General features: G+C 72.2%; 18 protein-coding genes. 15 read left to right on the top strand and 3 right to left on the bottom strand.

Annotation, left to right across the window (positions count from 1 at the left end; all coding sequences use genetic code 11):
- Positions 1-9 precede the first annotated feature (9 nt).
- From ABZ267_RS06380 to ABZ267_RS06445, 14 genes are all read left to right on the top strand, one after another.
- Positions 10-867: an SRPBCC domain-containing protein gene (locus ABZ267_RS06380; protein WP_356756064.1), complete on the top strand. Its 858-nt coding sequence runs from the start codon at positions 10-12 to the stop codon at positions 865-867.
- Between the two features lie 55 nt (positions 868-922).
- Positions 923-1,723 (top strand): aldose 1-epimerase, encoded by an 801-nt coding sequence (locus tag ABZ267_RS06385; RefSeq protein WP_356756139.1) that lies wholly within the window; start codon positions 923-925, stop codon positions 1,721-1,723.
- Positions 1,724-1,766: 43 nt separating this feature from the next.
- Positions 1,767-2,306 (top strand): orotate phosphoribosyltransferase, encoded by a 540-nt coding sequence (gene pyrE / locus ABZ267_RS06390; RefSeq protein ID WP_356756066.1) that lies wholly within the window; start codon positions 1,767-1,769, stop codon positions 2,304-2,306.
- 152 nt (positions 2,307-2,458) lie between these two features.
- Positions 2,459-3,490: a class II fructose-bisphosphate aldolase gene (gene fbaA, locus ABZ267_RS06395; RefSeq protein ID WP_018514124.1), complete on the top strand. Its 1,032-nt coding sequence runs from the start codon at positions 2,459-2,461 to the stop codon at positions 3,488-3,490.
- A 98-nt stretch (positions 3,491-3,588) separates the two neighbouring features.
- Positions 3,589-4,794 (top strand): MalY/PatB family protein, encoded by a 1,206-nt coding sequence (locus ABZ267_RS06400; protein ID WP_356756068.1) that lies wholly within the window; start codon positions 3,589-3,591, stop codon positions 4,792-4,794.
- A 47-nt stretch (positions 4,795-4,841) separates the two neighbouring features.
- Complete coding sequence (locus ABZ267_RS06405; protein ID WP_356756070.1) at positions 4,842-6,362, top strand: MFS transporter; 1,521 nt, start codon at positions 4,842-4,844, stop codon at positions 6,360-6,362.
- Between the two features lie 93 nt (positions 6,363-6,455).
- Complete coding sequence (locus ABZ267_RS06410; RefSeq protein WP_030588667.1) at positions 6,456-6,869, top strand: DUF3151 domain-containing protein; 414 nt, start codon at positions 6,456-6,458, stop codon at positions 6,867-6,869.
- A gap of 130 nt (positions 6,870-6,999) precedes the next feature.
- Positions 7,000-7,848: a tryptophan 2,3-dioxygenase family protein gene (locus tag ABZ267_RS06415; protein ID WP_356756072.1), complete on the top strand. Its 849-nt coding sequence runs from the start codon at positions 7,000-7,002 to the stop codon at positions 7,846-7,848.
- Positions 7,841-9,052 (top strand): kynureninase, encoded by a 1,212-nt coding sequence (gene kynU / locus ABZ267_RS06420; RefSeq protein WP_356756074.1) that lies wholly within the window; start codon positions 7,841-7,843, stop codon positions 9,050-9,052. Before ABZ267_RS06415 ends, kynU begins: the two co-directional genes overlap by 8 nt.
- 136 nt (positions 9,053-9,188) lie before the next feature.
- A complete protein-coding gene (locus ABZ267_RS06425) occupies positions 9,189-10,082 on the top strand; it encodes an alpha/beta hydrolase (RefSeq protein ID WP_356756076.1) in 894 nt (297 codons plus the stop codon).
- 114 nt (positions 10,083-10,196) lie between these two features.
- Positions 10,197-11,018, top strand: a complete 822-nt coding sequence (locus tag ABZ267_RS06430) for an NAD(P)H-binding protein (protein WP_356756078.1) — start codon at positions 10,197-10,199, stop codon at positions 11,016-11,018.
- A gap of 150 nt (positions 11,019-11,168) precedes the next feature.
- The gene (locus ABZ267_RS06435) at positions 11,169-12,530 is read left to right on the top strand and encodes a histidine kinase (protein WP_356756080.1); all 1,362 of its coding nucleotides are present in this window, start codon (positions 11,169-11,171) and stop codon (positions 12,528-12,530) included.
- Positions 12,527-13,219: a response regulator transcription factor gene (locus ABZ267_RS06440; RefSeq protein ID WP_356756082.1), complete on the top strand. Its 693-nt coding sequence runs from the start codon at positions 12,527-12,529 to the stop codon at positions 13,217-13,219. The genes ABZ267_RS06435 and ABZ267_RS06440 overlap by 4 nt, the downstream gene beginning before the upstream one ends.
- Before the next feature lie 64 nt (positions 13,220-13,283).
- A complete protein-coding gene (locus ABZ267_RS06445; RefSeq protein WP_356756084.1) occupies positions 13,284-14,489 on the top strand; it encodes a cytochrome P450 in 1,206 nt (401 codons plus the stop codon).
- 19 nt (positions 14,490-14,508) lie between these two features.
- On the opposite strand, the gene ABZ267_RS06450 is transcribed toward ABZ267_RS06445, so the two are convergent.
- From ABZ267_RS06450 to ABZ267_RS06460, 3 genes are all read right to left on the bottom strand, one after another.
- Entirely contained in the window at positions 14,509-14,844 is a 336-nt protein-coding gene (locus tag ABZ267_RS06450; protein WP_356756085.1) for a hypothetical protein, read from the bottom strand.
- Positions 14,845-14,997: 153 nt separating this feature from the next.
- Positions 14,998-15,270: a DUF1876 domain-containing protein gene (locus tag ABZ267_RS06455; RefSeq protein ID WP_356756141.1), complete on the bottom strand. Its 273-nt coding sequence runs from the start codon at positions 15,268-15,270 to the stop codon at positions 14,998-15,000.
- A gap of 76 nt (positions 15,271-15,346) precedes the next feature.
- Complete coding sequence (locus ABZ267_RS06460) at positions 15,347-16,228, bottom strand: diacylglycerol kinase (RefSeq protein ID WP_356756087.1); 882 nt, start codon at positions 16,226-16,228, stop codon at positions 15,347-15,349.
- Between the two features lie 186 nt (positions 16,229-16,414).
- Between ABZ267_RS06460 and ABZ267_RS06465 the strand changes: the two genes are divergently transcribed.
- Positions 16,415-17,698 (top strand): adenylosuccinate synthase, encoded by a 1,284-nt coding sequence (locus tag ABZ267_RS06465; protein ID WP_015609547.1) that lies wholly within the window; start codon positions 16,415-16,417, stop codon positions 17,696-17,698.
- Positions 17,699-17,704 lie beyond the last annotated feature (6 nt).

Consider the following 17,704-nt stretch of genomic DNA (forward strand, 5'->3'; position numbering starts at 1 on the left):
CTCGGTCGTATGGAGCATCAGGTGTTCGTTCCGGTCCCGGTCCCGGCCCTGCGGCGCACGCTGGCAGACCCCGCCCGGGTCGCCCGCTGCGTACCGGGCTTCCAGCGCGACGCCGACGCGTCCGCGTCGCCCCTGGCGGGCCGGTGGAAGTTCCGGGCCGGCGGCCACACCATCACGTACCGGGGCGAGCTGAAGCTCTCCGGACCCGAGAACGACCGCTTCTCGGTGACCGGCGAGGGCGTGGAGGCCCGCGGGACGGGCGCGGTCAAGCTGGCCCTGACCCTCGCCCTCACGGAGACGGAGAAGGCTACGGGCACGGACGGCGGCACGACTCTCACGTACAGCGGTACGGCGAGCGGCGACGGCCGGCTGGCCGAGCTGGAGGAGGGCGCCGCGCTCGCGGCCGCCCAGCGCCTCCTGGACCGCTTCACCCAGCAGCTGGTGACGGAGACCCTGGCCGTACGGGAGGCGGACGACGGCGCGGAGGACGTCTCGGCCGAAGGGCTTGCGGGAGACGTCGAGCCCGCCGAACCCACCGAACTCCCGGCGCCCGCCGAACCCGCCACTCCGGCCGAACCCGCCTCCGTATTCGACTCGGCCGTCCCTCCGCCCGCTCTCGACCCCGTCGCCGGAGTGGAGTTCACCGTCCCCGACGAGCCGCCCGCCGAGGCCGCGCACGCCCGCCGCACCATGATCGGCCGCAGCGCGGAGGAGGTCGACCACGCGCCTCCGCGCGGCCGGTACGCTCCCGTGCCCTCGCCGGACGCGGGCGGCGCGAGCACCACTCTGCGCTGGGTCGCACCGGCCGCCGCTCTCGCGCTGGCCTCGGCCGTGGTGCTGAGCCGGGCGTTGCGGCGCCGTAGGTGAGGCACCGCCAGGAGACCGCCAGTAGGGTCGTCGGGTGAGCAGCAGCGAAGAGACCATCCGTAACGAAGACAACGAAGTGAACGTCAGGCTCCGTGCCGGCGACGCCGAGTTGACCGTCGACCCCGCCCACGGCTGCCGGATCAGCAGCCTGCGGATCGGCTCCACCGAACTGCTGCGCCAGGGCGAGCGGTACGGCTGCTTCCCGATGGTGCCCTGGTGCGGCCGTACCGGCTACGGGCAGTTCCGCAACGGCGACGCAGCCCACCAACTGCCCCTCAACTCCCCGCCGCACGCCATCCACGGCACCGGCCGGGACACCGCCTGGCGGACCGCCCACGTGGACAAGGCGCAGGCGGCCTTCTACTACGACCTCGCCGAGCCGTGGCCGTACGAGGGCCGGGTGACGCAGACCTTCGAGCTGACCGAGGACGGGCTGACCCTCGGCCTCGCCGTGGAGACGTACGGCACGTCCTTCCCGGCCCAGGCCGGCTGGCACCCGTGGTTCCACCGCAGCCTCGGAGGCCGGGACGCCGAGCTCTCCTTCGACGCCGCCTGGCAGGAGGAGCGCGGCGAGGACCACCTGCCGACCGGCCGCCGCATCGACCCCGTACCGGGTCCGTGGGACGACTGCTTCGGGATGCCCGACGGCGTGGACGTGAAGCTCACCTGGCCGGAGCAGCTGGAGCTGACGGTGAAGAGCCGCAGCGAGTGGGTGGTGATCTACGACGAGCAGGACGAGGCGGTCTGCGTCGAGCCGCAGTCCGGGCCGCCGAACGGCCTGAACAGCGCGCCTCGCCTGGTCACGCCGATCGACCCGCTGGAGATCACGACGACCTGGAGCTGGACGCGGCTCTGAGCCGGGAGTCCGGGCCCGGGGCTCACCGCTTACCCTCGTGCACATGACTGACGTACGCGCTGACCTGCTCCAGCAGATCAAGGACAAGGCCGTGGTGCACGGCAAGGTGACGCTCTCCTCGGGTCTGGAAGCCGACTGGTACATCGACCTGCGCCGGATCACGCTGGACGGCAAGGCCGCGCCGCTGGTCGGCCAGGCCATGCTCGACGCCACCGCCGAGCTGGACTACGACTGCGTCGGCGGGCTGACGCTCGGCGCCGACCCGGTCGCCACCGCGATGCTGCACGCCTCCGCCACGCGCGGACAGGGCCTGGACGCGTTCGTCGTCCGCAAGGCGCAGAAGGCGCACGGGATGCAGCGCCGGATCGAGGGCACCGACGTGAAGGGCCGCCGCTGCCTGGTCGTCGACGACACCTCCACCACCGGCGGCTCGCCGCTGACCGCCGTCGAGGCCGTACGGGAGGCGGGCGGCGAGGTCGTCGCCGTCGCCGTGATCGTGGAGCGCGGTGGCGCCCCGGCCATCGCCGAGGCCGGTCTGCCGTACGTCCAGGTCTACTCGGTGGCCGACCTCGGCCTCGCCTGAGCCGAAAGCGGACCCGGCGGACGTTTCACGTGAAACAGGGTCCGCCGGGTGGAGCCGGATGAGGAGTCTGGGAAGATGGGGGCGACGATGACGTCGCCCCCAGGTCAGGGACTTACACGCCTGTACACCCGCACATCCCAAGGAGCGGTCAGATGCCCATCGCAACCCCCGAGGCTTACGCCGAGATGCTCGACCGGGCAAAGGCGGGCAAGTTCGCCTACCCGGCCATCAACGTCACCTCGACGCAGACGCTGCACGCGGCGCTGCGCGGCTTCGCGGAGGCCGAGAGCGACGGCATCGTCCAGATCTCCACGGGCGGTGCGGAGTTCCTGGGCGGCCAGTACAACAAGGACATGGTCACGGGCGCGGTCGCGCTGGCCGAGTTCGCGCACATCGTCGCGGCCAAGTACGACGTCACCGTCGCGCTGCACACCGACCACTGCCCCAAGGACAAGCTGGACGGTTACGTGCGTCCGCTGCTCGCCGTCTCCGCCGAGCGCGTCGCCAAGGGTCTGAACCCGCTGTTCCAGTCCCACATGTGGGACGGCTCGGCCGAGACCCTCGCCGACAACCTGGCCATCGGCCAGGAGCTGCTGGCCCAGGCCGCCGCCGCCAAGATCATCCTTGAGGTCGAGATCACTCCGACCGGTGGCGAGGAGGACGGCGTCACGCACGAGATCAACGACGAGCTGTACACCACCGTCGACGACGCGCTGCGCACCGCCGAGGCGCTCGGCCTGGGCGAGAAGGGCCGCTACCTGCTGGCCGCCTCCTTCGGCAACGTGCACGGCGTCTACAAGCCGGGCAACGTCGTGCTCCGTCCCGAGCTGCTGAAGGACCTCCAGTCGGGCGTCTCCGAGAAGTACGGCAAGCCGGCCGGCAGCCAGCCGTTCGACTTCGTCTTCCACGGCGGCTCGGGCTCCACCGCCGAGGAGATCGCCACCGCGCTGGAGAACGGCGTCGTGAAGATGAACCTCGACACCGACACCCAGTACGCCTTCACCCGACCGGTCGCGGACCACATGTTCCGCAACTACGACGGTGTCCTGAAGGTCGACGGCGAGGTCGGCAACAAGAAGACCTACGACCCGCGCACCTGGGGCAAGGCCGCCGAGGCGGGCATGGCCGTGCGCGTCACCGAGGCGTGCGCGAACCTGCGCTCGACCGGCACGAAGCTGAAGTAACCGCGCCGCCAGTCGGTACGGACGTACGGCGTCGGGCCCGGTCCTCCTTCCAGAGGGCCGGGCCCGTTGCTGTGCCGCCGAGAGAGGGAGGGCCCGTCATGGCCGAGCTGTACGACTTCGACACCGCCGTCGACCGCCGGGGCACCTGGTGCGTCCAGTGGGACGGGGTCGCCGACCGGTTCGGGGTCGACGGGCTGCTCCCGTTCACCATCTCCGACATGGACTTCACCACCGCGCCCGAGGTGCTCGCCGCACTGCGGGCCCGGCTGGACCACGGCGTCTTCGGCTACACCACCTGGTGGCAGGACGACTTCCGCTCGGCCATCGCGCACTGGTACACCACCCGGTACGGCACCGAGATCGACACCGGCCGGCTCGTCTACGGCCCGTCCGTCCTCAGCCAGCTCTCCCAGCTCCTCCAGATGTGGACGGAAGCCGGAGACGGAGTCGTCGTCCACACCCCTACGTACGACGGCTTCCGCAAGGCGATCACCGGGCTCGGCCGGGAGCCGCGCGGGGTGCCGGTCGGGGACGAGGAGGCGTTGGGACGGGAGCTGGCACGGCCGGACGCGAAGGTCCTGGTGCTCTGCTCGCCGCACAATCCGACCGGACGGGTCTGGACGGCCGCCGAGCTGACCCGGACGGCGGAGCTGGCGGAACGGCACGGAGTGGCCGTGATCAGCGACGAGATCCACGCGGACTTCGTGCACGAGGGCCACGTCCATGTGCCGTGGACGCGGGTGGCGGGCGAGGGCCGCTGGGCGCTCATCACCTCCGGGTCGAAGGCCTTCAACTTTCCGGCGCTGACCGGTTCGTACGGGCTCATCGGCGATCCGGCGGACCGGGCGGAGTACCTGCGGCGCATGGAGACGGCGGAGGGGCTCGCCTCACCGGCGGTGCTGTCGCTGACCGCGCACATCGCGGCGTACCGGGAGGGTGCGGCCTGGCTGGACGCGGTGCGGGCGTATGTGGCCGGGAACCTGGCGTACGTCGCGGAGCGGCTGGCCGAGGCCCTTCCGGAGCTGGAGTGGGAGCCGCCGCAGGCCGGGTACCTGGCGTGGATCGACCTGCGTCCGCTCGGGGTGGACGACGAGGCGCTGCGGCGGGTGCTGGTGGAGCGGGAGAGGGTCGCGATCATGGGCGGGGCGGTCTACGGGGCGCCGGGGTTCGTGCGGCTGAACGTGGGGTGCCCGCGCGGGAAGGTGGAGCGGGGGGTGGAGGCGCTGGTGCGGGCGGTGGGGGCCGTGGCGCTCCAGCCCCTCCGGCGTTTGAGGAGCGGAGGTCCGGGGGCAGCGCCCCCGTGACGGTGCCCAGGGGTGCGGGGAAGGGCGCTTCGGGGCACGCTGGCCCCATGGCCGCTGCCTCCGCCCCCGGAGAGATCCGGGTCGCCTCGCCCGTCGGACGCTGGATCGTGCTCACCACCGTGCTCGGCTCCGGCATGGCGATGCTCGACTCGACCGTCATCAACGTCGCCCTGCCCCGCATCGGCGCCGACCTCGACACCGATCTGGCCGCGCTCCAGTGGACCGTCAACGCGTACATGCTCACGCTCGCCGGGCTGATCCTGCTCGGCGGAGCGCTCGGCGACCGGTACGGTCGGCGGCGCGTGTTCGTGGTCGGGGTCGTGTGGTTCGCGCTGGCCTCGCTGCTCTGCGGGATCGCGCCGAACGCCGGGGTCCTCATCGCCGCGCGGGCGCTCCAAGGCGTCGGCGGAGCGCTCCTCACGCCGGGGTCCCTCGCGCTCATCCAGGCCGGCTTCCATCCGGACGACCGGGCGCGGGCCGTCGGGCTCTGGTCCGGGTTCGGCGGGGTCGGAGCGGCGGTGGGGCCGTTCGTGGGCGGATGGCTCGTCGACGGGCCCGGCTGGCGGTGGGTCTTCCTGCTCAACCTGCCGCTCGCCGCGATCTGCGTACCCGTCGCGCTCCGCCACGTACCGGAGTCGCGCGATCCGGCGGCGCACGGCCGGTTCGACGTCCTGGGGGCCGCGCTCGGCGCGCTGGCGCTGGCCGGGGTGACGTACGCGCTGATCGAGGCGCCGGGCCGGGGCGCGTCGCCGGTGGTGATCGGTGCGGCGCTCGGCGGGCTGCTGCTCGGTGTGGCGTTCGTGCTGGTGGAGCGGCGGCGGGCGGATCCGATGCTGCCGCCGTCGATCTTCCGCTCGCGGCTCTTCACCTCGGTCAACCTGGTGACGTTCTGCGTGTACGCGGCGCTCGGCGGCTTCTTCTTCCTCTCCGCGATCCAGCTCCAGGTGGTCGCCGGATACTCGGCGCTCGGGGCCGGCACCGCGCTGCTGCCGACGACCATCCTGATGCTGCTGTTCTCCGCCTGGTCCGGCGAGCTGGGCCGCCGGATCGGGCCGCGCATCCCGCTCACGGCCGGGCCGCTGCTGGCCGCCGCCGGGATGCTGCTGATGCTGCGGGTGGGTCCGGGCAGTGCGTCCTTCGGCGGGTACGTCGGTGAGGTGCTGCCCGCCGTCCTGGTGCTCGGTGCCGGGCTCGTCGTGGTCGTGGCGCCGCTCACCGCGACGGTCCTGGCCGCCGTGGACACCGGGCGCGCCGGTCTGGCCAGCGGGATCAACAACGCCGCCGCCCGAGCGGCCGGCCTGATCGCGGTGGCCGCGCTGCCGCTGCTCGCCGGGATGGGCCCGGAGGCGTACCGGGACGCGGGCGAGTTCGCGGCGACCTTCCGGCGCGCGATGCCGATGTGCGCCGGCCTGCTGGTGCTGGGCGCGGTCATCGCCTGCTGGACCGTCCGCACGCCGCCGGTCACCGCCGAGCGGAAACGGGCGGAGGAGCGGCCCGAGTGCACGGTCCACTGCGGCATCGTGGCGCCGCCGCTGGAGCCGGAGCGGGCGCGGGAAACCGGGCGGTGAGCCGTCTTCCGGCCACCGGAGCGGGCGCGGAAGCCGGGCAGTGAGGCGGCCGGTGCGGTGTCACCCGCGTCCCGATCCAGGCACACTTGATCCATGTCCATCCACGAGAACCTTCTCGGGGGCCCCGCCCCGACCCACCTGCCCGACGACCCCGAGCCGCGCGAGCTGCTCGCCGCCGGCACCCCGCCCGCCGAGGTCGCCGCGAAGTACCCGACCTCCTCGCTCGCCTGGGCGCAGCTCGCCGACGAGGCGTACGAGGGCGGCCGGGTCATCGAGTCGTACGCCTACGCCCGTACCGGCTACCACCGCGGCCTCGACTCCCTGCGCCGGGCCGGCTGGAAGGGCCACGGCCCCGTACCGTTCGAGCACGAGCCGAACCGCGGCTTCCTCCGCGCCCTGCACGCCCTGGCGCGGGCCGCCGGGTCCATCGGGGAGACCGAGGAGCACGAGCGCTGCTCGACGTTCCTGCGCGACTCCTCGCCGACCGCCGCCGACATCCTCAGCTGACTTCCCGAGCGCCTCCCTGCCCAAGCACAAAGGGCGGGGAGGCGCTTAGTATGCGAGCAGGGGACCGGAGCTCCATCACCTCACGGAAGGGGCGGACCGCTACCCGGAAGCTCGTGTCGAGGAGACAGCGATGTCGACGAACCACCCCGACCCCGAAGCCACCGGTGCGGACAACCCGCACCTCGACTTCGCGGGAACGACTCCGTACGAGGACTACGTCCAGGCGGATGTCCTGACCCACCTCCAGCACCTCCGCTCGGACGACCCCGGCGAGATGGTCTTCCTGGTCACCACCCAGGTCATGGAGCTGTGGTTCACGGTCATCGTCCATGAGTGGGAGACCGCGACCCGCGCGCTGCGCGAGGACCGCATACCGGTCGCGCGCGACGCGCTGAAGCGTTCGCTGCGCGAGCTGGAGGCGCTCAACGAGTCCTGGCGGCCGCTCGCCGGACTCACTCCGGCCCAGTTCAACTCCTACCGCGGCTCGCTCGGCGAGGGCTCCGGATTCCAGTCCGCGATGTACCGGCGGATGGAGTTCCTGCTCGGCGACAAGTCCGCCTCCATGCTGGTGCCGCACCGGGGCGCGCCGCGCGTGCACGCCGAGCTGGAGAAGGCGCTCGGAGAGCCGAGCCTGTACGACGAGACGCTCGCGCTGCTGGCCCGCCGCGGGTACGCCATCCCGGAGTCCGTCACGGGCCGGGACCTGACCAAGCGGTACGAGCCGTCGCCCGAGGTCGAGGCGGTGTGGGCGGAGATCTACGCCTCCGACGACCAGAACGACGAGCTGGTCCGCCTCGGCGAGCTGCTCACCGACGTCGGCGAGCTCGTCTGGCGCTGGCGCAACGACCACCTCGTCGCCACCCGCCGCGCGATGGGCTCCAAGACCGGTACCGGCGGCTCCGCCGGAGTGGCCTGGCTGGAGAAGCGCGCCACGAAGAACGTGTTCCCGGAGCTGTGGACGGCGCGCAGCCATGTCTGAGACGTTCCGTGAGCGGGCACTCGCCCTCGACGCCGCCGACCCGCTGGCCGACCGCCGTAAGCTCTTCGCGCTCGACGACGGCGTCTACCTCGACGGCAACTCGCTCGGCGCGCTGCCCGTCCACGTGCCGGCCCGCGTGCAGGACGTCCTCACCCGCCAGTGGGGCGAGCTGCGCATCCGGTCCTGGGACGAGAGCGGCTGGTGGACCGCGCCCGAGCGGATCGGCGACCGGATCGCGCCGCTCGTCGGGGCCGCCGCCGGACAGATCGTCGTCTCCGACTCGACCAGCGTGAACGTCTTCAAGGCCGTCGTCGCCGCCACCCGCCTCGCTGCTTTCGCGGGCGAGGGACGCGACGAGATCCTGGTTGACGCGACGACGTTTCCCACGGACGGGTACATCGCCGCCTCCGCCGCCCGGCTCACCGGCCACCGGATCGTGCCGGTCGACCCCGCCGACGTGACCGAGGCGCTCGGAGACCGTACGGCAGCCGTCCTCCTCAACCAGGTGGACTTCCGTACGGGCCGGCTGCACGACCTGCCCGCTCTGACCGCCGCCGTCCACGCGGCGGGCGCGATCGCCGTCTGGGACCTCTGCCACAGCGCGGGCGCTCTGCCGGTCGGTCTGGACGAGCACGGAGTGGACCTGGCGGTCGGCTGCACGTACAAGTACCTGAACGGCGGCCCCGGTTCGCCCGCGTACCTGTACGTCGCCGAGCGCCACCAAGCCGCCTTCGACTCGCCGCTGCCGGGCTGGAACTCGCACGCCGACCCGTTCGGCATGACCCCGGACTACGCACCGGCGGACGGTTCCGTACGAGGCCGGGTCGGCACGCCCGACATCGTCTCCATGCTCACGCTGGAGGCGGCACTGGACGTGTGGGACGGCGTCTCGGTGGACGCGGTGCGGGCCAAGTCGCTGGCGCTGACGGACTTCTTCCTGGAGTGCGTCGCGGCGTACGCACCGGAGGGCCGGGTCACCTCGGTCACGCCGGTCGCGCACGCCGAACGCGGCAGCCAGGTCGCTCTGCGCTGCGCCGAGGCCGAGCCGGTGATGCGACGCCTCATCGAGCGCGGTGTCGTCGGCGACCTGCGGCGGCCCGATGTGCTGCGGTTCGGATTCACGCCGCTGTACGTCGGGTTCGCCGACGCGGAGCGGGCGGCGCGGGTGCTGGCCGAGGTGCTGGAGGAGACGCCGGCGGGCTGACGAACCGTCAACGCGTGTGCGACCGGGCGGGGACGGTGCCGATCACTGGTACCGTCCCCGCAGGTCAACCCAGTTGGGCAGCTGACACAGGCACAGGGCCCAGCCACAGGACACAGGCATAGGACGGTTGAGCAGCATGTCGGATTCGCCGGGTTTCCCGGACTCTGTCGCGCGTGATCGGGACGAGGCCGAGAGCGCGTCGGCGTTCGCTCATCCTGCCGTCGCCCCCGACCGGACCGCCGCCTACGGCGACCATCCCGACCAGGTCATCGACTTCTACGCGCCGCACGACGGCCGCACCGCCGCCCCGCTCGTCGTCCTGCTGCACGGCGGCGCCTGGCGGGCCCCGTACGACCGCGCGCACGTCTCTCCGCTCGCCGGCTTCCTGGCGCGGCGAGGGTTCGCCGTGGCGAGCGTGGAGTACCGGCGCGGCGGCGAGGGCGAGCCGGTACCCGGTGGCGACCCGGTCGCGGGACGCTGGCCGGAGACCTTCGACGACGTGGCCGCCGCGCTCGACGCCGTACCGGCCCTCGCCGCGCGCGAGCTGCCGCAGGCCGACGTCCGCCGGATCGTGGTCACCGGCCACTCGGCGGGCGGGCACCTCGCGCTCTGGGCGGCGGCGCGGCATGTGCTGCCCGAGGGGTCGCCGTGGCGCCTGCCGGCGCCGCCGCCGCTGCGCGGAGTCGTCGCGCTGGCGCCGGTCGCGGACTTCCGGACGGCGGTGGAGCTGGGCGTGTGCGGCGGCGCGGTCACGCAACTCCTGGGCGGAGGAGCGGAGTTCGACCACCGTACGGCCCAGGCCGACCCGGCCGCCTTGCTGCCGACCGGGATCGCCACCGCCATCGTCCACGGCGAGGAGGACATCGTCGTGCCGCTGGCGGTGTCGGAGGCGTACGTCGACGCGGCGGCGAAGTCCGGCGAGATGGTCGGGCTCACGCTGCTCGGCGACGTCGGGCACTTCCCGCTGATCGATCCGGCCGCCGACGCGTGCGCGATCGTGGCGGAGGAGATCACGCAGCTGGCGTGGTGAGCTCTGAAGTCCCCCGTTCATCGCGGACGGAAGCTGACCGCAAGGGTCCCTACGTTGGTTGTCGTCGAACCGAGCGACGTCGGTAGTCGTCGAACCGAACGAAGGAGACCCGCCATGACGATCCTGGTGACCGGAGCCACGGGAACGGTCGGCCGTCGAGTGGTCGAGCAGCTGCTGGAGCGCGGTGAGCACGTCCGCGCCGTGACCCGCGATCCGGCGCGCGCGGAGTTCCCGGCGGGCGTCGACGTCGTCCGTGGTGACCTCGCCGATCCGGCGTCGCTGGCGAGCGCGCTGGACGGCGTGACCGGGCTGCATCTGATCACCTTCGACGGCGGCCTCTTCGCTCCGCTGGCGACCGGCGAGCAGATCATGGAGCTGGCCCGCGCGGCCGGCGTGCGGCGCGTGACCGTGCTCAACGGCGGCGGGGACACGCCGATGGAGAGCGCGGTGCGCGCGAGCGGACTGGCGTGGACGGTCGTCATGCCGGTCGAGTTCATGGCGAACGCGCTGGAGTGGGCACCCGGCGTCAAGGCGGACGGCGTGGTCCGCGAGCCCTTCGTCGACCGGCTGAGCGCGATGGTCCACGAGTCCGACATCGGTTCGGTCGCGGCGACGGCGCTCACCGAGGACGGCCACGGCGGCCAGGTGTACCTGATCACCGGCCCGCAGGCGCTGACCGTCGGCGACAAGGTGGCGGCGATCGCGGCGGCGCGCGGCGAGGCGATCGAGCTGGTCGAACTCACCGAGGAGGAGGCGCTCGCCGGCTGGCGGGCGAACGGGATGCCCGAGGACGTCATCGCGTTCCTCATCGGGGTCTACCGGGACACTCCGCCGGAAGGCAGGACGGTGATCGACACCGTGGAGAAGGTGACCGGGCGGCCGGCCAGGACGTTCGCGCAGTGGGCCGGCGAGCACGCGGAGTTCTTCCGTCCGTGACTCCGGCGCGGGCGGTGCGCCGGGGGCGTGAGCAGGGCGTGAGCGGGCTGGTGGGGCTGCCGGTAGGGGGCATGTAGTCCTTGAGAGGGATGGCCCGGAATCACCATCTGTAGGGACGACCTCCACGCGGCCGCCGCCTACCGTGGAAACGTGACCGAGACCCAGACGAAGACCAGTAGCCCGGAGATCCGGGCGGCCGCCGGCGCGATGGACGGCCTGCGGGAAGACCTGTTCCGCGATGTGTTCGCCTACCGCCCGCTGCCGCCTCTCTCACCGGAGGGGCGGTTCATACGCCGGCTGCCCGAGGGACTGAAGCGGGCCGTCGTCTGGACCCCGCACGCGCTGGTGCTGTTCGCCGCCTTCGTCGTGATGATGGCCGGGTTCGCCAACTGGCATTTCCGTATCTTCATGGGGCTGGTGCCGGCGATCGCGGTCGCGATGACGCTGGTCCGGCCGGTCGCCGCGTTCTGGGGGTCCTGGGTCGCGACGCTCTTCTGCGCGCTCCTGGGCAGCGAGGGGCTCTGGGGGCCCAGTGCCTTCATCGCGCAGGTGGTGGTCCTGGTGGTCGTGGCGGCCCGGACCCGGCCTCGTACGGCGGTCTGGATGTGGCTGCTGACCCTGCTGCTCGGAGTGGTGCTGGAGGGCGGGGATCCGTCCATCACCGCGCCGATGGCCGTCCTCTCGGCCTTCGCGCTGCTCGTGGTCGCCATCTTCCAGGTCCGGCGCGACGCCGAGCAGGAGGTCCGCGACGCCGAGCGCGAGGTGACCGTGCAGCGCACCGTCACCGCCGTCGAGCGCGACCGGCGCACGCTGCTGGAGGAGCGCACCACCATCGCCCGGGAGCTGCACGACGTGGTCGCCCACCACATGTCGGTCGTCGCGATCCAGGCCGAGGCCGCGCCCTACCGGGTGGAGAACCCGCCGCCCGAGCTGGAGCAGGCCTTCGTCACCATCCGGGAGAACGCGGTGGCCGCCCTCACCGAGCTGCGCCGCGTCCTCGGAGTCGTCCGCGCCGAGGACTACGAGGCTCCGGACGCGCCGCAGCCCACGCTCGCCGTCCTCGACCGGCTCCTGGACAACGTCCGCGAGACGGGCCTGGAGACGGAGAAGGTGATCACCGGGGCCGTCCGCGAGCTGCCGCAGGGCGTCGAGCTGTCGGCGTACCGGATCATCCAGGAGGCCCTCAGCAACACGCTGCGCCACGCGCCGGGCGCCACGGCCAGGGTCGAGATCTCGTACGTGCTCGGCGGGATAGGCCTGCGGATCGTCAACGGGCCGCCGAGGGGCCTGGTCAAGCCGTCGCCGGGCGCCGGGCACGGGATCACCGGGATGCGGGAGCGGGTCGCGATGCTGAGCGGTGTGATGACGGCGGCGGCGACGGAGGACGGTGGGTACGAGGTCACGGTGTTCCTGCCGGTGGAGCCGGTGGAGCCGGCGGAGAACGAAACGGACGAGCGGAACGCGGCGCCGGACGACCGGACCGTCGTCATCGAACGGGACGGCGGCGCATGAGCGGCACCGGCACGGGCACCGGAACCGGCAACGACACCCGGGTCCTGATCGTCGACGACCAGATGATGGTCCGCGAAGGCTTCTCCGTCCTGCTCAACGCGATGCCCGGCATCACGGTGGTCGGAGAGGCGGTGGACGGCCGGCAGGCCGTCACCCAGGTCGCCGCGCTGCGGCCGGACGTCGTCCTGATGGACATCCGGATGCCCGAGATGAACGGCATCGAGGCCACCCGCGAGATCGTCGCGCAGGACGCGGACGCCAAGGTGCTGGTCCTGACCACCTTCGACCTGGACGAGTACGTGTACCAGGCGCTGCGGGCCGGAGCCTCGGGCTTCCTCCTCAAGGACGCCTCGGCCCGGCAGCTCGCGGACGGCGTACGGGTGGTGGCCTCGGGCGAGGCGCTGCTCGCGCCGACCGTGACCCGGCGGCTGATCACCGAGTTCTCCAAGCTCGCCGAGGCCCCGAGGCCGCCCGCGCTCGCCCGGATCGGCGACCTCACGGAGCGCGAGACGGAGGTGCTCGTCCTGATCGCGCAGGGGCTCTCCAACGCGGAGATCGCCTCGCACCTGATCGTCGCCGAGTCCACCATCAAGACGCATGTGAGCCGGATCCTGGTGAAGCTGGGCCTGCGCGACCGGACGCAGGCGGCGGTGTTCGCGTACGAGGCGAGGCTGGTGACGCCGGGGTAGTCCTGGGCCTCCGGGCACTCGCAGGGCCTCTTGCGGTGGTGGCGGGCGCGGGTAGCGTCGGGTCATGCATGTGTCCTTCGACCCGTGGTCGCCCGCCTTCGTCGCCGATCCCTATCCCGCCTACACCGCACTGCGCGCCGCCGGCCGGGCGCACTGGTTCGAGCCGACCGGGCAGTGGCTGATCCCGCACCACTTGGACGTGTCGGCCCTGCTGCGCGACCGGCGCCTCGGCCGTACGTATCTGCACCGCTTCACCCACGAGGAGTTCGGCCGCACACCACCGCCCGCCGCGCACGAGCCGTTCACCACGCTCAACGGTCAGGGGCTGCTGGACCTGGAGGTGCCCGACCACCCGCGGATCCGGCGGCTCGTCTCCAAGGCGTTCACGCCGCGTACGGTCGAGAACCTCGCGCCGACCGTACGGCGGCTGGCGGCCGGGCTGGTCGACGCGTTCGTGGCCAAGGGCGGCGGCGACCTGCTGGCGGAGGTGGCGGAGCCGCTGCCGGTCGCGGTGATCGCGGAGATGCTGGGCGTGCCGGAGGAGGACCGGGGACCGCTGCGGCCGTGGTCGGCGGCGATCTGCGGGATGTACGAGCTGAACCCGTCGGAGGAGACGGCGACGGCGGCGGTACGGGCGTCGGAGGAGTTCTCCGCGTACCTGCGCGGGCTCATCGCCGAGCGGCGCAGGACGCCGGGCGACGACCTGATCTCGGCGCTCATCGCTGCCCATGACGACGGCGAGCGGCTGACCGAGCAGGAGATGGTCTCCACCTGCGTGCTGCTGCTGAACGCGGGCCACGAGGCGACGGTGAACACCACGGCGGGCGGCTGGCGCACGCTCTTCCACCACCCGGAACAGCTCGCCGCGCTCCGGGCCGCGCCCGCGTCGCTGCCGACGGCGATCGAGGAACTCCTGCGCTACGACACGCCGTTGCAGCTGTTCGAGCGGTGGGTGCTGGACGACATCGAGGTCGACGGCCAGGTGATCGGGCGCGGTGCGGAGGTGGCGCTGCTGTTCGGCTCGGCCAACCGGGATCCGGAGCGGTTCGCGGACCCGGAGACGTTGGATCTGACCCGTGAGGACAACCCGCACGTCTCGTTCGGTGCGGGCATCCACTACTGCCTGGGCGCTCCGCTGGCGCGGCTAGAACTGACGGCTTCCTTCGGCGAGTTGCTGCGGAAGGCGCCGGCGCTGCGGATGGTGGAGGAGCCGGAGTGGCAGCCGGGGTATGTGATCCGGGGGCTGAAGGAGCTGGTGGTGGAGGTGTAGGGCGCGCCTGCCTGCTCGCTCAGCAGGGTGAGCCGCAGTCCTGTGCCGCTTGCGGGGCGGCGAGGACGTCGAAGCCGTATCCGACGGCGGTGATGGCGGCGAGGATCGCGAGCAGGCCGAGCGCGGGGCGCAGGCGGGCGCGTAGGAGGGCGAAGACGGCCAGGGCGGCGGTGGCTCCGCCGAGGGCCATGACGGGCAGGCCGAGCCAGAGGACGGCCGCGTCGGTCTCGCCTTCGAAGGCGCCGGAGAGGCCGCGTCTGCCGTACGGGAGCCAGAGCGCGATGCCGGCCAGTGCGCCGAGCACGGCGGTCACGCAGCCGGTGGTGCCGGTGACGGCTTCTCGTCGGGTCTCCATGTGCGGGGAGACGTGGTGGGGCGCGGGCGCGGTTCCGCGTTTCGGGGGTGCTGCCCCCGGACCCCGGCTCCTCAAACGCCGGAGGGGCTGAGAACGCGGGCTCAGACCCCGTGCCCCGGGTCCTCAAACGCCGGAGGGACTGGAAAGGAGGCCCTACCTCAGCGGGTACGACGTCCGGCCCGATGCCTCGTCGATCTCGTCGTGGGCCTTGGTCAGCAGCTTCATCGCCAGTTCGTTGAGCGCTCGCGCTCCCGCGATCTCCTCGCCCACCCGCTGCTGGTCCTCGTCCGACGGGTGGCGGCTGGCGTAGCCGTGGGCGCGGAGCTCGGTTCCGTCGGAGAGGCGGACCATCGCCGCCGCGCGGGTGCGGTGGGAGTCCTCCTCGAATTCGAGGTCGATGTGCCATCCGACAGTGGTTCGGGGCATCGTGCTGTTGGTCATGACGGTCACCTCCGCGGCCGATTCCCGTACATCTCCGCGTACGTATCCCGTACGTACCCTTTCAGCCTGCGCCCGTCGGGCCGTCCGCGCTCGCCGGGAGCGGCAGCATCAGGCCCCAGGCGCCCGCCCGTACGGTCCAGGTCCGGGTGCGGACCGGACCGCCGGTCTGTATGTCGGCCCGATAGCGGAAGTCCGCGCCGGAGACGGTGACGGCCTTGGCCTCCGCCGTGACGTTCGCGCCGGCCGAGGTGCGGACGACCACGTCGGCCAGGCCTCCGTCGCCCTGCGAGAGCACCGAGACGCCACGCACCGGCGCGTCCAGATCGCTCAGCAGCACGCCGTCCGCCTCGACCCGCAGCCGATACGTCCCCGGAGGCGCGGTGGCGGGTCCCGGGGCCGCCGGGCGGACCAGGGACGTCACCAGGGAGCGGCAGGTGTCCCAGACGGCCGTGACGCCCGTGTGCGGGGTCCCCGCGCCGGGCACCGGCGTCGGGGCCGGGATGCAGAGCCGGCCGAGCACCACGCCGTCGCTGTCGTCCACCAGCAGGTCCAGCCGCCGCACCACCCCGTCCAGCGCCGTCCGCGCGGCCGCCACCGCGCTGCGGGGCACGCCGAGGGCGTGGGCGACCTCCAAGGCGTGCGCGGCGCCTACGGGGATCAGCGAGAGGACGCCTCGGGCCAGCTTGCGCTCGCGGTGGAGCTGGGCCACGGCACGCAGCAGCGCGTGGTCGTCGCCGACCACCACCGGGCGGCGCGAGCCCCGCCGGGACAGGGCGCGGGCGAACTCCTCCGGCGTGTCCGGAAGGCAGATCTTGGCGTGCGAACCGGCGCTCAGCACGTCCTTCGCGATACGGACGGACTCGCCGTCGGTCCGGCGGGCGGCCGGGTCGATGACCACCAGAAGCTGGTCGCCGCCGTCGCCGGGGGGCTCTGCAGCCGACACCTCGGTCCTTCCTCGGGTAGCATCTTGGTGCAAGAGCCCCTTGCGCTATTGCGCCAGGGGCTTCGTCTATTCCGGGGCACCCGGTTCGACGGCTCAGGCTTTGCCGTACATCGTCGTGCGGCAGGTACGACCTTTACGTACGCCCCCTGGCCTTGGACATGCCCCGCCCGGAAGGGGTGTACGCCTGTGCCCGCACTTGTGCTGCTCGGTGCTCAGTGGGGTGACGAGGGCAAGGGGAAGGCCACCGATCTCCTCGGTGGATCCGTGGACTATGTCGTGCGATACCAAGGCGGGAACAACGCCGGTCACACGGTCGTCGTGGGCGACCAGAAGTACGCACTGCATCTCCTCCCCTCCGGAATCCTGTCGCCGGGCTGTACCCCGGTCATCGGGAACGGTGTCGTGGTCGACCCGGCGGTCCTGCTCTCCGAGCTGAGCGGTCTGAACGAGCGTGGCGTCGACACGTCCAAGCTTCTGATCAGCGGCAACGCTCATTTGATCACTCCGTACAACGTCACGCTCGACAAGGTGACCGAGCGCTTCCTCGGGAAGCGCAAGATCGGCACGACGGGCCGCGGCATCGGTCCGACGTACGCCGACAAGATCAACCGGGTGGGGATCCGCGTCCAGGACCTCTACGACGAGTCGATCCTGGAGCAGAAGGTGGAGGCGGCCCTGGAGCAGAAGAACCAGCTCCTGGCCAAGGTCTTCAACCGCCGCGCGATCGAGGCCGGCAAGGTCGTCGAGGACATGCTCCAGTACGCGGAGCAGATCAAGCCGTTCGTCGCCGACACGACCCTGATCCTGAACGATGCCATCGACGAGGGCAAGGTCGTGCTCTTCGAGGGCGGCCAGGGCACGCTGCTCGACGTCGACCACGGCACGTATCCCTTCGTCACCTCGTCGAACCCGACGGCGGGCGGCGCCTGCACCGGTGCCGGTGTCGGCCCGACGAAGATCAGCCGCGTCATCGGCATCCTCAAGGCCTATACGACGCGTGTCGGCGCCGGTCCGTTCCCGACGGAGCTGCACGACGCGGACGGCGAGGCGCTGCGGCGCATCGGCGGCGAGCGCGGTGTGACCACCGGCCGTGACCGCCGCTGCGGCTGGTTCGACGCTCCGATCGCGCGGTACGCGACCCGGGTCAACGGCCTGACCGACTTCTTCCTCACCAAGCTGGACGTCCTCACCGGCTGGGAGCAGATCCCGGTCTGCGTGGCGTACGAGATCGACGGCAAGCGCGTCGAGGAACTCCCGTACAACCAGACCGACTTCCACCACGCGAAGCCGATCTACGAGAACCTGCCGGGCTGGTCCGAGGACATCACCAAGGCCCAGACCTTCGACGACCTGCCGAAGAACGCGAAGGCGTACGTGAAGGCGCTGGAGGAGATGTCGGGCGCGCCGATCTCCGCGATCGGCGTCGGCCCGGGCCGGACCGAGACGATCCAGATCAACTCGTTCCTGTAGGAGCAC

This window comes from Streptomyces sp. NPDC006174 (assembly GCF_040614075.1).
In the GTDB taxonomy this organism is placed as follows: domain Bacteria; phylum Actinomycetota; class Actinomycetes; order Streptomycetales; family Streptomycetaceae; genus Streptomyces.

Excerpts from the sequence above, each read along its gene's own strand:
- ABZ267_RS06440 (WP_356756082.1), top strand. The coding sequence starts at position 12,527 with ATGAGCGGCACCGGCACGGGCACCGGAACCGGCAACGACACCCGGGTC.
- ABZ267_RS06410 (WP_030588667.1), top strand. The coding sequence starts at position 6,456 with ATGTCCATCCACGAGAACCTTCTCGGGGGCCCCGCCCCGACCCACCTG.
- ABZ267_RS06430 (WP_356756078.1), top strand. The coding sequence starts at position 10,197 with ATGACGATCCTGGTGACCGGAGCCACGGGAACGGTCGGCCGTCGAGTG.
- kynU (WP_356756074.1), top strand. The coding sequence starts at position 7,841 with ATGTCTGAGACGTTCCGTGAGCGGGCACTCGCCCTCGACGCCGCCGAC.
- ABZ267_RS06380 (WP_356756064.1), top strand. The coding sequence starts at position 10 with ATGGAGCATCAGGTGTTCGTTCCGGTCCCGGTCCCGGCCCTGCGGCGC.
- pyrE (WP_356756066.1), top strand. The coding sequence starts at position 1,767 with ATGACTGACGTACGCGCTGACCTGCTCCAGCAGATCAAGGACAAGGCC.
- ABZ267_RS06400 (WP_356756068.1), top strand. The coding sequence starts at position 3,589 with ATGGCCGAGCTGTACGACTTCGACACCGCCGTCGACCGCCGGGGCACC.
- ABZ267_RS06425 (WP_356756076.1), top strand. The coding sequence starts at position 9,189 with ATGTCGGATTCGCCGGGTTTCCCGGACTCTGTCGCGCGTGATCGGGAC.
- ABZ267_RS06415 (WP_356756072.1), top strand. The coding sequence starts at position 7,000 with ATGTCGACGAACCACCCCGACCCCGAAGCCACCGGTGCGGACAACCCG.
- ABZ267_RS06455 (WP_356756141.1), bottom strand. The coding sequence starts at position 15,270 with ATGCCCCGAACCACTGTCGGATGGCACATCGACCTCGAATTCGAGGAG.
- ABZ267_RS06405 (WP_356756070.1), top strand. The coding sequence starts at position 4,842 with ATGGCCGCTGCCTCCGCCCCCGGAGAGATCCGGGTCGCCTCGCCCGTC.
- fbaA (WP_018514124.1), top strand. The coding sequence starts at position 2,459 with ATGCCCATCGCAACCCCCGAGGCTTACGCCGAGATGCTCGACCGGGCA.
- ABZ267_RS06450 (WP_356756085.1), bottom strand. The coding sequence starts at position 14,844 with ATGGAGACCCGACGAGAAGCCGTCACCGGCACCACCGGCTGCGTGACC.
- ABZ267_RS06445 (WP_356756084.1), top strand. The coding sequence starts at position 13,284 with ATGCATGTGTCCTTCGACCCGTGGTCGCCCGCCTTCGTCGCCGATCCC.